Annotated in this window: 10 protein-coding genes; 7 read left to right on the top strand and 3 right to left on the bottom strand. The window is 65.7% G+C overall.

Annotation, left to right across the window (positions count from 1 at the left end):
- The first annotated feature begins 109 nt into the window (after positions 1-109).
- Both NKF27_RS17485 and NKF27_RS17480 read left to right on the top strand, forming a co-directional pair.
- Positions 110-1,804, top strand: coding sequence for a VRR-NUC domain-containing protein (locus tag NKF27_RS17485; RefSeq protein WP_253553760.1), 1,695 nt, complete (start codon positions 110-112; stop codon positions 1,802-1,804).
- Positions 1,797-4,133 carry an ATP-dependent DNA helicase gene (locus tag NKF27_RS17480; RefSeq protein ID WP_253553757.1) on the top strand — a complete coding sequence of 779 codons (2,337 nt, stop codon included), beginning with the start codon at positions 1,797-1,799 and terminating at the stop codon, positions 4,131-4,133. Before NKF27_RS17485 ends, NKF27_RS17480 begins: the two co-directional genes overlap by 8 nt.
- A 147-nt stretch (positions 4,134-4,280) precedes the next feature.
- Here NKF27_RS17480 and NKF27_RS17475 read toward each other — a convergent pair whose 3' ends face one another.
- A complete protein-coding gene (locus NKF27_RS17475) occupies positions 4,281-6,137 on the bottom strand; it encodes a monovalent cation:proton antiporter-2 (CPA2) family protein (protein WP_253553754.1) in 1,857 nt (618 codons plus the stop codon).
- Between the two features lie 280 nt (positions 6,138-6,417).
- On the bottom strand, positions 6,418-7,035 hold the full coding sequence (locus tag NKF27_RS17470; protein ID WP_253553751.1) for a glutathione S-transferase family protein: 618 nt from the start codon (positions 7,033-7,035) through the stop codon (positions 6,418-6,420).
- A 397-nt stretch (positions 7,036-7,432) separates the two neighbouring features.
- Between NKF27_RS17470 and NKF27_RS17465 the strand changes: the two genes are divergently transcribed.
- The 5 genes from NKF27_RS17465 to NKF27_RS17445 all read left to right on the top strand — a co-directional run bounded on the left by NKF27_RS17465 (position 7,433) and on the right by NKF27_RS17445 (position 12,593).
- Entirely contained in the window at positions 7,433-9,820 is a 2,388-nt protein-coding gene (locus NKF27_RS17465) for a PQQ-binding-like beta-propeller repeat protein (RefSeq protein ID WP_253553749.1), read from the top strand.
- A gap of 80 nt (positions 9,821-9,900) precedes the next feature.
- The gene (locus NKF27_RS17460; RefSeq protein WP_045991231.1) at positions 9,901-10,155 is read left to right on the top strand and encodes a hypothetical protein; all 255 of its coding nucleotides are present in this window, start codon (positions 9,901-9,903) and stop codon (positions 10,153-10,155) included.
- 313 nt (positions 10,156-10,468) lie between these two features.
- Positions 10,469-11,254, top strand: a complete 786-nt coding sequence (locus tag NKF27_RS17455; protein ID WP_253553747.1) for an AraC family transcriptional regulator — start codon at positions 10,469-10,471, stop codon at positions 11,252-11,254.
- Positions 11,255-11,302: 48 nt separating this feature from the next.
- Positions 11,303-12,247, top strand: a complete 945-nt coding sequence (locus NKF27_RS17450; protein ID WP_253553745.1) for a DMT family transporter — start codon at positions 11,303-11,305, stop codon at positions 12,245-12,247.
- A 109-nt stretch (positions 12,248-12,356) separates the two neighbouring features.
- On the top strand, positions 12,357-12,593 hold the full coding sequence (locus tag NKF27_RS17445; RefSeq protein WP_253553743.1) for a hypothetical protein: 237 nt from the start codon (positions 12,357-12,359) through the stop codon (positions 12,591-12,593).
- Between the two features lie 96 nt (positions 12,594-12,689).
- On the opposite strand, the gene NKF27_RS17440 is transcribed toward NKF27_RS17445, so the two are convergent.
- Positions 12,690-12,998: a hypothetical protein gene (locus NKF27_RS17440; protein WP_045991229.1), complete on the bottom strand. Its 309-nt coding sequence runs from the start codon at positions 12,996-12,998 to the stop codon at positions 12,690-12,692.
- Positions 12,999-13,092: the final 94 nt, after the last annotated feature.

The following is a 13,092-nucleotide window of genomic DNA, read 5'->3' as shown; positions in this document are numbered from 1 at the left end:
ATAATGCTCATCAATGCTTAGCAGCAAAGCCGTTTGCCGCCTGACGAATACCTGGGCGCGCGTCGGTAACTTCCTTGGGAGCGCAGCGAACGACTGGTAAAATGCCTGCATGAATCCCAAGTCGCCCACGCTACCCGCCGACCTGCGCGACGATCCTCTCTACTATCTGCGTCACTTTCAGTTTGTGCTCGACTGGGTGATGGCACGCCACGCCGACCTGCTGGCAGAGCCAGAACAGCGCTTTATCATGGCCTTCGGCGAGCTGCCGGAGGCAGCTCAGGCGTTGCTGGTACGCATGGTCTCACGCAAGGGTGAGCTGTTTCGCACAAGCCGCCTGGTCTACGCCGAGGTCGATGATCTCGAGCAGGCGCTGAGTCGACTGGCGGCGGCGCAGCTGGTGGAGCTTGATCCCGTGCTGAGTCTCGATGACCTGCTTGCACAGTTGCGCCTGCCCGAGGCTCGACGGGTCTTTGCCGAAACTGTGTCCGCTTGCGGTCTGCCCAGCTCGGTCTCCAAGTCGCGTCTGTGCGAGGCGCTGGACGGCCAGTTCACGCCGCGGCGCTGGAGCGTCTGGTGGCCTGAGTCCGAAGAGACCCTGGTGCGGGTCTCGGTAATGTCGGAGTGTGATCGACTGCGCCTGATGTTCTTCGGCAATCTGCGCCAGAGCTGGTCCGATTTCGTGATGGCTGAGCTTGGCCATATGCGCTATGAACGGGTGAGTTTCGATCCCGCGTCGCGGGGGTTTCAGCAGCGTCAGGAGGTGGATGCCTATCTCTGCCTGCATCGGCTGCGAGAGCGATTCGACGACGGCGAAGCCGTGGCTGATATCTGGTCGGCAGTACCAAGGCTGCCCGACGATAACCCCTGGCTCGCGGCGCGGCGGTCTCGCCTGCTGCTGCGTCTGGGCCAGCAGGCCCAGCGAGAGGGGCAGGTGGCGCTGGCGCTGGAGATCTTCTCCTTTGCTGGCCCGGGCGAAGCGCGGGTGCGTCGACTGCGCCTGCTGGAGCGAGAGGGCGAGCATCACCAGGCGTTGACGCTGGCGACCCAAGCGCTCGAGGCACCGCTGGACGACGCCGAGCGCCAGGCGCTTGCCCGGCTGGTGCCGCGATTGCAGCGCCGCCTGGGTCTGCCGGGGCTCAAGCCGGCAGCACAGGCGCCGCCGCAGAGCTGGCGCCTGAGCTTGCCGCCACAATCGCTGGCGACCAGTGGCTCGGTGGAGCTGGCGCTGCGTGATCACCTGGCCCGGGATGAGGCCCCAGCCTTCTACGTCGAGAATCACCTCTTCGCCGGGCTCTTCGGGCTGCTCTGCTGGGACGTCATCTTCGCCCCCTTGCCGGGAGCCTTCTTTCATCCCTTCCATCGCGGGCCGGCGGATCTGTATCGGCCAGACTTCGTATCGCGGCGGCGTGATCGCTTCGATGCCTGCCTGGAGGCGCTGGCGAGCGGCGACTACCGCGAGCGTATCAGGGCCCGCTGGCGCGACAAGCAGGGGCTGGCCAACCCCTTCGTCTACTGGGAAGTGCTCGACGAAGCCTTGCTGGAACTGGCACTTCACTGTATTGCGCCTGAACACCTGGCGGTGCTGTTCGAGCGCCTTCTCGAGGATCTCAAGGCCAACCGATCGGGCTGGCCGGACCTGATCCAGTTCTTTCCCGATGCTGGGCAGGGCCAGCCCCGCTATCGTCTGATCGAGGTCAAGGCGCCAGGAGACCGGCTGCAGGACAACCAGCGACGTTGGCTTCAGCACTTCCAGTGCCACGGCATTCCGGTGTCGGTGTGCCACGTGAGGTGGTCCGATGGCTGAGGGATCTTCAACGTCTGACGATGCCGAGACAGCTACCTCGGACACGGCCGAGTCGGTCTCTCTCAGCGTCGGCGTGCGTGAACTGTGCGAGTTCACCGGTAGACGCGGTGATCTGGATCACCGCTTTACCCCGGCCCCCAGCTCGCGGGAAGGGGTAGAGGGCCATGCCCGCGTCGTGGCCCGACGTGGCGAAGGCTACCGCAGTGAGGTGATGGTGGTCGCCACCCTCGAGGGACTCAAGGTCCAGGGGCGCATCGACGGTGTGGCCGAGAACGGTGAGCGACTCGAAGAGATCAAGACCCACCGGGGACGCCTGGAGCGCATGGCCGACAATCAGCGCGCGTTGCACTGGGCCCAGGTGCGGGCCTACGGCGCACTTTGGTGCCGCCAGCAGGGGCGCGAGCGGATTACCCTGGCGCTGGTCTATCTGGATCTGGTCAGCGGTCGCGAGACTTGCCTGAGCGTCGAGGCCGAGGCCGCCACGCTGTGGCAGGAGCTTGAGTCGGCCTGTCGCGCCTATCGAGCCTGGGCGCTGGCCGAAGCCTCACATCGCCGGCGGCGAGATGAAGCGCTGGACCGTCTGACGTTCCCCTACCCTGCGTTCAGGCCTGGGCAGCGCGAGATGGCCGAGACCACCTACAAGGCCGTCGCTACTGGCCGGGATCTGCTGATCGAGGCGCCGACTGGCATCGGCAAGACGCTGGGGAGTCTATTCCCGCTGCTCAAGGCGATGCCCCGCCAGGCGCTGGACCGCGCCGCCTTTCTGACCATGAAGACCACCGGCCGACAGCTGGCGCTGGCGGCACTGGCGCAGCTCGACCCTGGCCCACAGCGCAAGCTGCGCACGCTGGAGCTGATCGCTCGGGACAAGGCCTGCGAGCATCCGCAACTGGCCTGCCACGGAGATAGCTGTCCTCTGGCTGAGGGCTTCTACGACCGACTGCCGGAGGCGAGGCAGGCGGCAGTGGAGCAGGGCTGGCTAGATCGTGACGGGCTCAGGCAGGTGGCGCTTGAGCATCGCGTTTGCCCCTACTACCTGGGCCAGGAGATGGCTCGCTGGTGCGATCTGGTGGTCGGCGACGTCAATCACTATTTCGACTCGAGCGCGCTGTTGCACGGCTTGGCCCAGGCGCGACAGTGGCGCCTGGGTGTGCTGGTGGACGAAGCTCACAACCTGATCGAGCGTGCCCGTGGCATGTACTCGGCGAGCCTCGATCAGCGTCGCCTGGCGCGCTTGCAAAAGGAGGCGCCGGGGGCGCTGCGCCAGCCTCTGTCCAGGGTGATCAAGCAGTGGCAGGCACTGGTGCGTCAGCACGGCGGAGAGGACCCGGGCAGTCGCGAAGCGCCACGCTGGTTTGCCCTCGACGCCTTGCCGGCGGAGTTGGTCGGCTCCCTTCAGGGACTCTGTGGTGCCATCGGCGACCATCTGGGCGAGCATCCGGAGGACACCCAGCCGGCGCTGACCGACTGCCTGTTCGAGGCGTTGGCCTTCGTTCGGCTGGCGGAGCGTTTCGGTGATCACTCGCTGTGCGAGCTCACCCGTCACGGGCGCGGGCGGGCACGACTGGCCATCGTCAACCAGGTGCCCGCCGACTTCCTGCGGCCCCGTTTCGCCGCGGCTCACGCAAGCGTGCTGTTTTCCGCGACCCTGGCGCCACCGCGCTATCAGATCGACCTGCTGGGGCTTGCCGAGGACACGGTATGGTCCGAGGTCGCGTCGCCTTTTGTCGCCGAGCAGCTCGAGGTGCGGGTGTGTGCGCAGCTGTCTACCCGCTACCGCGATCGGAAGCGATCCCTGCCGGGAATACTCGACGTCATGAGCGAGCAGTACCGTCGACGTCCCGGCCACTATCTGGCGTTCTTCTCGAGCTTCGCCTACCTGGAGCAGGTGCGAGAAGCCCTGGCCGAGGCCCATCCCGACATTCCTCAGCGCGCCCAGCGACGCGCCATGAGCGAGGCGGAGCGAGAGGCCTTTCTGGAGGATTTTGTGCCAGGGGGCGAGGGGATCGCCTTCGCGGTACTCGGAGGCGCCTTCGCCGAAGGCGTCGACCTGCCCGGCGAGCGCTTGATCGGTGCCTTTGTCGCCACCCTGGGACTACCCCCCAGCGATGCCCGCCAGGAAGCGCTGAAGACACGCCTCGAGCAACGCTTCGGTCGCGGTGACGACTACGCCTATCGTATTCCCGGGCTGATCAAGGTGGTCCAGGCGGCCGGGCGGGTCATTCGCGGGCCCCAGGATACCGGCACCCTGGTATTGCTGGACGATCGCTTCGCCAGGCCTGAGGTGCAGGCGAGGCTGCCCCGCTGGTGGGAAACGGCCCGGCGCTGACGTCGTCCCTGTGTCTGACCTGTCGCTGCCCTTGTCCGTTCTCTGCCCTTGCCTGGGCCGACTGGCCGTCCCGACTGGCCGTCGATGTGGCCGGTGAATGGCAGGGCAAGCGACTTCTGGCACAGGTTCTGGCATGAGGGCCGGAGATCAGGACTCGGTGGCCGAGCGCTTGGTGTCGTCGCCATCCGAGGCTTGGCGCCGGGGGATTTCCTCGACCCGGGTCAGGATGTCCTCGTCGGCCTCGAACAGGGTCTCGAGCTCCTTGGCTGCCTGTCGCACCGTCTGCATCTGCTTTTTCTCGTTGCCGAAGACCTCGAGCTGACGCCTCAGGGTCTCCTCGTCGTGGGGGCGGAAGGTGTCGATGGTGTGCTGGGCCTGGTCGCGGGGCACACCGAGCCCGATCAGCACCTCACGGGTCATTTCCAGGCTCGCCGGCAGCAGCTCACGAAGGATAAAGCCAACCTTGGCACGCATCAGCAACTGGGCATGGTGACGATCTCGGGCACGTGCATAGATCTTGAGGTGGGGGAAGCGCTTGCTGGCGCGATGGATGATGCGCATCGAGATATCCGGATCGCCGACCGCGACCACAAGCACCTGGGCATGACGCGCGCCGGCGGCATCCAGCAGGTCCAGTCGGGTAGCGTCGCCGTAGTACACCTTGTTGCCGTAGCGACGCACGAAGTCGACGTGGTCGGCATTGATGTCGAGGACGGTGTAGGGGATCTCGAGCCCTTGAAGCGCACGCCCCATGATCTGACCGAAGCGACCGAAGCCGACCAGAATGATGCGTGGCGAATCATCGTCCATGGCATCGAAGTCACGCTTGGGCCGAGGCTTCTTGAACAATGGCCGCACCAGCCGTTCGTGGCCCAGAAACAGGATCGGGGTGGCGGCCATGGACAGCGACACTACCAGCACCAGAACGTGCACGAGGTCCTGCGCCAGCAAGGCGGCTGAACCCGCGGCGGTCAACAGCACGAAGGCGAATTCTCCGCCCTGTGACAACAGCACGCCGAGGGTGGTGGTCTCGCGCCAGCCGCAGCGGTAGACCCGAGCGGCGATCATCAGGCTGGCGCCCTTCGCCAGCAGCAGCAGTGCGGTCAGCCCCAGCACCAGCCCAGGGGACTGTGCCAGCAGGCCGATCTTGGCGGTCATGCCCACCGCCATGAAGAATAGCCCCAGCAGCAGACCGCGAAACGGTTCGATGTCGGCCTCGATGCTGTGGCGATACTCGGAATCGGCCAGCAGGATACCGGCGATAAAGGCGCCAAGTGCCATGGACAGTCCGGCGAGCTCCATCAGCAGGGCGGCACCGATCAGTACCAGCAACGACATGCCGGCGAACACTTCGCGGCTGTCGGTGGCCGCGGCAAGGCGGAACAGCGGCGGCAGCAGCTTGCGCCCTCCAAAGATCAGACCGGTGAAGGCGGCGACGGCGATGGCGACTTCCTTGAGCACCGCAGTCATGCCGCCGCTGACCAGCGAGTCGGCGGCCAGGATCGGAATCACCGCCAGTACCGGAATGGCCGCCATGTCCTGGAACAGCAGCAGCGCAAAGGCATGGCGTCCGTGGCGGCTGTTGAGTTCCTGGCGCTCGCCCAGCAGGTGCAGTACCAGTGGCGTAGAGCACAGCCCCAGACTGAAGCCCACCACCGCCGCCGCCACCGGCGGAAGGCCCAGTGCCAGGGCGGTCAGGCCCAGTACCAGGGTAGTGATGGCCACCTGCAGGCTGCCAAAGCCGAACACCGCCTTGCGCATCAGTTTGAGCCGTGCCGGTTTCAGCTCCAGGCCGATGACGAACAGCAGAAAGACGATACCGACCTGCGAAAACTGCAGTACCCCTTCGGCGTCCGGTACCAGGCCGAGGGCCGAGGGACCGATCAGCACGCCGGCGATCAGGTAGCCGAGCACTTCCCCCAGGCCAAGGCGTTTGATGATCGGGACCACCAGCACCGCCGCAGTGAGAAAGATCAAGACGTTGAGAAGCAGCGCGGTGGCCAAGGTCGGGTCTCCAGGGCGGCTCGTGGGTGGGCCCCATAGCATACCTGATGTCACCGGCATGCATGTTATGCCGATGGCAGCGTGGGCGCTGATGCGGGGCTTTGATGCAGGAGGGCTCTGTTACAGGGCTCTGATGCAGGGCTCTGATGGAGGGTTCTGATGCAGGGCTCTGAGGCGGAGCTTTGCTGCGGAGTGCTGGTGCCGGGGCTGGTTCGCGGTGCTGGACAGCCCCCGGCGTCACGGCACCTTTAGCGCCGTGGGCCGCAGCGGGAGATTCTGCTCAGTCGGACGAGAGGCTGTCCTCACCGAGGGCGACATAGCCTGGCAATGCCTGGATACGCTGGATCCAGGCACGAATGCCGGGAAAGGCGCCGAGATCGAAGCCGCCTTCGTGGGCCACATGGGTGTAGGCGTAGAGCGAGATGTCGGCGATGGTGGGGTGCTCGCCCACCAGAAAGGGCGTAGCCTCCAGCTGACGCTCCATAACGCCGAGCGCCTTGTAGCCGCCTTGCTGCTTGGCGTCGAATTCGGCCCGCCGGTCCTCCGGCATTCCCAGGTAGAGCGAGATGAAACGCGCCACGGCGATGTAGGGCTCATGACTGTACTGTTCGAAGTATTGCCACTGCAGCACCTTGGCATGGCGGTAACGATCCTCGGGCAGCCACTCACTGCCGCTGGCCAGGTAGTGGAGGATAGCGTTGGATTCCGCCAGAAAGCGTCCATCATCCAGCTCGAGCAGGGGGATCTTGCCGTTGGGGTTGCGGCCCAGGAAGTCTTCTTCGCGGGTGTCCCCGGCCAGGATGTCGATGCCTATCCACACCATGCGAATGTCCAGCAGCGATGCCAGCAGCTTGATCTTGTAGCAGTTTCCCGAGCGTGTATCGCCGTAGAGATTCATGGAGGTGTCCCCTGGTGCATGGATGATGAGTCTATGGTGTCACTATTGCGGGAGGCGGGAAGGGCGTCAGCGCGATTCGGCACTGAGCGACGCTGCGGGAGTCGCAGTGGCATCTGGCAGCTTCTATCCTGTTCCAGGCGGTCAGGGCCGCCCCGTACCGAAGGGTAGTCTAACCCTTGTAGCATGGAGCTGCGCCCCAGTAGCAAGAGCGACGAGAGCGGCAAGCGCGGCCAAAAGGGCAAGAGCGGCAATAGTGTCGAGAGCGGCAAGCGCGGCGAGAGTGTCGAGAGCGGCCAAAAGGGCAAGCGCGGCGATAGCGGCAGGATGGGCAAGAGCGTCGAGCTGGCCTCGCAGAACGCTGGCCCGACTCGAAGTCAAGGATGCCGGAGGTAAGGCGATGGATGACAGGCGTGCCGCAAGGTGGCCAGCACGACTGCTTGGCCTGTTGGTGCTGGCGACAGCGTTGGTTGCACTGGCCGCCGGGGGCTACCTGCTGGCGCTGGGGGGCTCGGCGTACTACGTGCTGGCGGCGGGGGGGCTTGCGCTGACGGGATGGGGCCTGATGGCACGATGGCGCCTCGCCCCGGGGCTTTACGCTTTACTGCTTGGAGCAACCCTCGGCTGGGCACTGTGGGAAGTGGGGCTGGACGCCTGGCGCCTGCTGCCGCGTCTGGGCCTGCCGGCATTGCTGGGGCTGGTGCTGCTGTTGCCCTGGTTCTCCCGCGGTGCCTACGCCTGCTGCAGGCAGGCGCTGGGATTGATGACGCTCTCTTGCTTGTCCTTGCTGCTGTTGCTGGCCTTTCTCCCTGCTGTCGAACCGTCCTTGTCTTCGCGACCTGAGTCTTCTGTCGGCTCTGCGCCCGAGGGCGCGGAAAGACCCCAGGGTGAGCCCGCCACTGGCCTTGACGCGCTATGGCGTCTCGAGCTGGAGCAGGAGAGGGCGGAGACAGAGACAGAGACAGAGAACCACTTGGCTACCGCCTTCCCTCTGGTCATCATCGACGACCGATTGATTGTCTGCACCTCGAGCGGCATCGAAGCCCGCATGGTCGCTACCGGCGAGCGTCTTTGGTCGCACCCGAACAGCGACGGGCACCCGAACAGCGATGGAAAGGGCAACGAGGACAATATCGAGCCGCTGGGGCCCTGTCGCACGCTTGCCTATCACGATGCCGCTGAGCGAACGCAGGATATGGTCGAGGGCGTCTTTGTGCCGACCCCCGGGGAGGGCGAGCCGGATCCGCTGGAAATGTCGACGACCCATGAAGGTGCCGGGGAAGAGGGGGTCGCGGAAAGCGATCTGGTCTGTCCGCAGCGGCTGTTCGTTGTCACCCGAGATCGGCGCTTGCTGGCGCTGGATGCCGACACCGGCAGACACTGCGAGAGTTTCGGCACCGACGGCCAGGTCGACCTGGCCGAAGTGGCTGACGTGGCCGAAGTGGCCGAAGTGGCCGAAGTGGCTGACATGAGTGCCGACACATCCGCCGAGATGCTGAAGGGAGCCGCCGGCATCCAGGTCACCTCGCGACTGGTACTGCTTACGGGGTTCAGCCACGAGGTGGTGGCGCTGGACATCGCCACCGGCGATCGCATCTGGCGCTGGCGGCCCGAGACGCCAGGCGCCGACAACCTTCGCATCGTCGCCGTCGATGAGACCCAGGGCCTGCTGATGGTGGCTGACCCTGCTGCCTCTGGGGCCGAGCGCCGCGACAACGCCCGAGATGAGAGTGAGCAGGGCCCGGGAGGCCGGGTGACGGCGCTGGAAGTGACCACCGGCGAACCGCTATGGACGCGAGCGCTGGATCTTGCCCCCATGCCTGGCGAAGGGGCGATGCCTGTCGATGCGGCGATCACGGCGTCGACGGCAGCAAAGGACGTTGTCATGGTCAGCCTGGACGATCGACCCCAGGCCGCGGTGGTGGCGACGAGCGAGGGCCGACTGTTGATGCTGGACATGCCAAGCGGGGAGACCCTGGCGTCGCTCGACCTGAGGCCACCACCGCCGCTGTCGGCTGAGACCTGGCGAACCCCGCCCTCTGACCCGAAGGCACTGCGCGAACGTGACATGTGGGGACTTTCGCCGGTGGATCAACTGCTTTGCCGTATTCGCCTGCGGGCCAGGGACAGCGCTGGGCCAGTCACCTTGCCGGCGTCGCTGGAGCGGCTGATCAGACCGACGGTACCCTTGGCGTCGCGCCGTATGGCGCTGAGGCTCGGCCCGGATGGGCAAGCGCTCTACGCCAGCGTCGGCTCCCGTGGTGCCGACCCTCGTCATCCCTGGCTATCCTGTCGTACGCCTCCCTGGGGGGAGCTGGTCAAGGTCGAGCTGTCCGCGCTTTACGCTCTGCGCGGCAGTGATGGTAGTGATGATAGTGATGGTAGCGATAGCTCGGCGATCGTCTGGCGTCGCACCGTCGGTGACCTCGACGTCGAACTGCCTCAGGAGTTGCGCTTGCCGTTCGAGCTTTCGCTGCCTGTCGGAACGGCGAATCTGTCGGCACCGATGATGCTCTCGGGTAGTTCCGGCGATGCAGCGGTGGTCGTCGCGGACCAGACAAGGTCAGTCGCGCTCTACGCCTTCGCTCTGGATGATGGTCGGGCATTGTGGCACCAGCGAATGGTCGAGGGGGCGCGGGGTGCAAGCCAACTCACTCACCAGGGCAGGAGCGAGGCGAACGTGGTGGCGCTTGTCCTGCCGCAAGGTGCAGCGTCTCCAGACCAGGCCGCCGAACTGGTGGTGTACGCAGCGCCCGAGGCTTTGCCCCAAGGGGGTGGCGCGAAGTGAGCGAGTGCGGGCGTCGGTCCCGCGGCGCCCGACCATGGCTATGCTGAAAAACAACATTGCAGGTTACGCAGGGGGCACCCATGAGAACCATGTTGATTGTCGTCGTCGGGGTGGTCGTGGTCCTGGTGTTGCTGTGGCGCTGTCCCAAGCCGCGACAGCACACCGCCATGTGGATATTCAGCCTCGCCTGGCTGGCGATATGCGCCTGGAACCTGAGCGTCGGGCTGTCGCACGGCTACGCCCTGGGCGAAGAGTTGCTGGTCCATGCGCTGCTTTACGGGGTACCCGTGGGGCTTGGCTGGTGGCGGGTGTGCAGGGAGCCGTCCTCGATCTGACTAGTGCAACAGAGGCTGGCGCTCTGTTCAGTCGCCGGGCGCCTTTTGTTTATAGTGGCCGGGGATCTTGACGCGCTCGCCATTGGGCAGCGTCTTTACGTGGGTGGGAACGTAGACTCGCTTGATGACACTCTTGGATGTCGCCATGACGGACCTCCTGCATGTTCCATGGAGAGGACCTCCGATAGTCCTCATCACTACCAGAGCCTGATGAGGTTGTAAATGAGAGCATATATCTTTTGTCATCAAGTCACATTTGACCTGCATCAAGGGAAGCGACCTTTGCCTGCGCAGCGAGTGCGGGGCTAGACCGATGAGCGCCCACGCCCCCCTGATCGAACATCGACACTATCCAGACCGAGTGTTGAGTGACCGCCACGACTTTCAGCAGCTGTTGCTGGGCCGCGGCGGCATGGTGGAACTGGACGTTGGCGGACGTGGTCTGCGCGTAGGGCCGGGCGTACTGGCCCCGGTCCCCAGCGGCGAGACCCACCACTATCTCGCGCCGGGGGCCAACGACATTCTGGTGCTTGACCTGCCGGTGGCCTGGTGCCAGGCCCTGGGGGTGGAGGGGATCTTCGAAAACGAGCGAGCGAGGGGCTATCGCGCGCCGGCGAGCCTGGTCGAGGCCGCGCCCGCCCCGGGCGCCGGCGTCGAGGCGCTGGCCCGGTGGCTTTCCCGCCTGCAGCACGCGCTGGACGAAGGGCGCGGCAGGCCGCTTCCGGCGCCGCGCCTGCGTCTGCTCCAGCTGCTTCCAAGGCTACGCGGCGAGCTGGCCCACCCCTGGCGCGTCAAGGAGATGGCGGCGCTGTGCCACCTGTCCGAGGCGGTCTTCGCCCGTCAGTTTCGTGAGCTGCTCGGAGTGCCGCCGGCGGTCTGGCTGCGTCGTGAGCGGCTGGCCCTGGCGCGACAATTGCTGGTCACCCGGACTCGTTCCGGCTCGGCCATGGCCCTCAGCGAGGTCGCGCTGGTCTGCGGGTTCCACGACGCCGCCCACTTTTCCCGCGTCTTCCGCGAGGCCCATGACGTTTCTCCCGGCGCCTGGCGGCGTCAAGCCGCAACCGCCACGCACAACAGGTCAGAATCGTACAAGACCTAGTGTGGGCGGCTGGCCCACACTCGAGACCTCGGTGCTCTGGAGGTCTTTATGCGCTCTTCCTCTTCTTCTTCTTCTTCCTCTGCCCAGGCGGGGGCATCCTCCGATGCGGTCGACATCTCGCGTAGGCGCGCCACCTGGATCGGTGCCACCACGGTGCTCAATTGGGCCATGCTGGCCCTGTTTACCCAGTTGTCGGGGCCCGTGCCACCGTTTCTGCTCACCGCCCTGGCGTTCGGCGTAGCCTTTGTGTGCTTTGTGGTCTATCAGTGCCTTCGCGGCGAGGCGGTGCTGGCGCCGATGCGCCAGCCGCCACTTGTCTGGGCGCTGGGCGTCGGCGGGCTGTTCGGCTACCACGCCCTCTACTTTATCGCCCAGCAGAACGCGCCGCCGGCCAACGCCGGCCTGATCAGCTATCTCTGGCCGCTGTTGATCGTGCTGTTGGTCGCTTTGCTACCCGGCGAGCGCCTGCGCGGGTTTCACGTGGTCGGCAGCCTGCTCGGTTTCGGCGGGGCGGTGCTGTTGATCGGCGGAGACGTCGACGCCGGCGGTAGCCTCCTGGGCTACGCCGCCGCCTTCGCCTGTGCCTTCGTCTGGAGTGGCTATTCGGTGCTGTCCCGGGCCACCCGCACGGTACCCACCGCCGCGGTAGGGGGCTTCTGTCTGGTCACCGCGATACTGGCGGCAGCTTGTCATCTGGCCTTCGAACCCGGTCGCTGGCCCCAGGGCAGCGCCTGGTTCGGTGTCATCGCTCTCGGCCTGGGACCGGTGGGCAGCGCCTTCTTTACCTGGGATATCGGGGTCAAGCAGGGGGACCTGCGGCTGCTGGGTCTGCTGGCCTACTTCACGCCGCTGCTGTCGACCCTGGTGCTGGTGGTGACCGGCTTCGCCGCGCCTACCCTGTGGCTTGTCGGGGCGGCGGTGCTGATCACCCTTGGGATGCTGATCGGCAGCGGCTGGATTGGGCGTAGAAGGTCGTCCCGGTCGTCGGACTGATACCCAGTCGGGCGACTGTATCCTTAGGACAATAGGGAACCTCAAGCGCGTCTTTCAGACTGGCCCCGGCGTTCGACAATAACGTCGGTCTTCAAGGAGGACGCCAGTCATGAAAGAACACGATTTCGAACTACGTTTTCGCCTGCCTCGAGGATTGAACCCCGAGGATCTCGCCGAGCGGCTATGTGACGACGGCTGCCGCGATGCCCTGGTCGGCAGGGCCCAAGATGATGAAATCGCGCTGCAGTTCTGCCGCACGGCGGCCTGCTCCGGCGAGGCCATGCGCAGTGCGCTGCAGGATGTGATCAGGGTGGAGCCCAAGGCGAGGTTGCTGGTCAGCCGCTAGGGCTTGCCTGAAGACGCCGATGACGCCGGCAGAGCGCTCGATACACGCAAGGCCCGGTGACGGGCCTTGCGCATTTTTATGCCAGTGAGGCCGTCGTCAATGACTCCTGACGCGATGGCGCGACAAGCGGGTAAAGCAGATCGGTGGAGTACTGGCCGTGCTCATGCGGTCGGTATCGGGCTGCGCCCGCCAGCCGCGATAGAGCGCCCAGCGCTTCAAGGCGTCCAGGTTGAGGTGCGGGTGGTGCTCGTCGCGGGGATCGTACTCGGGGGAAGGAAAGGCGTGGGCCAGGTGGTCGTAGCGGGCCAGGGCGCGTTCGCCGCCGTGGGCGGCCAGAGCCCGGTCCAGGGCGGACTGCCAGGCGCGGGTGTCATGCTGCTGGGGTCTTCCATTGGAAACAGCCATGCTGTTGCCCTCCTGAAATCACGTCAGAACATTGGTGGTGTCGCCATTCCCTGGTGGGGTTGTCGGTGGAGTGAAGGAAAGACGCCCGAGCCGT

Origin of the sequence: Halomonas sp. DN3, assembly GCF_024137905.1 — a bacterium.
Classification (GTDB): Bacteria; Pseudomonadota; Gammaproteobacteria; order Pseudomonadales; family Halomonadaceae; genus Halomonas; species Halomonas litopenaei.
The sequence above is the reverse complement of the archived record's forward strand: the minus strand, read 5'-3'. Positions and strand labels throughout refer to the sequence as shown.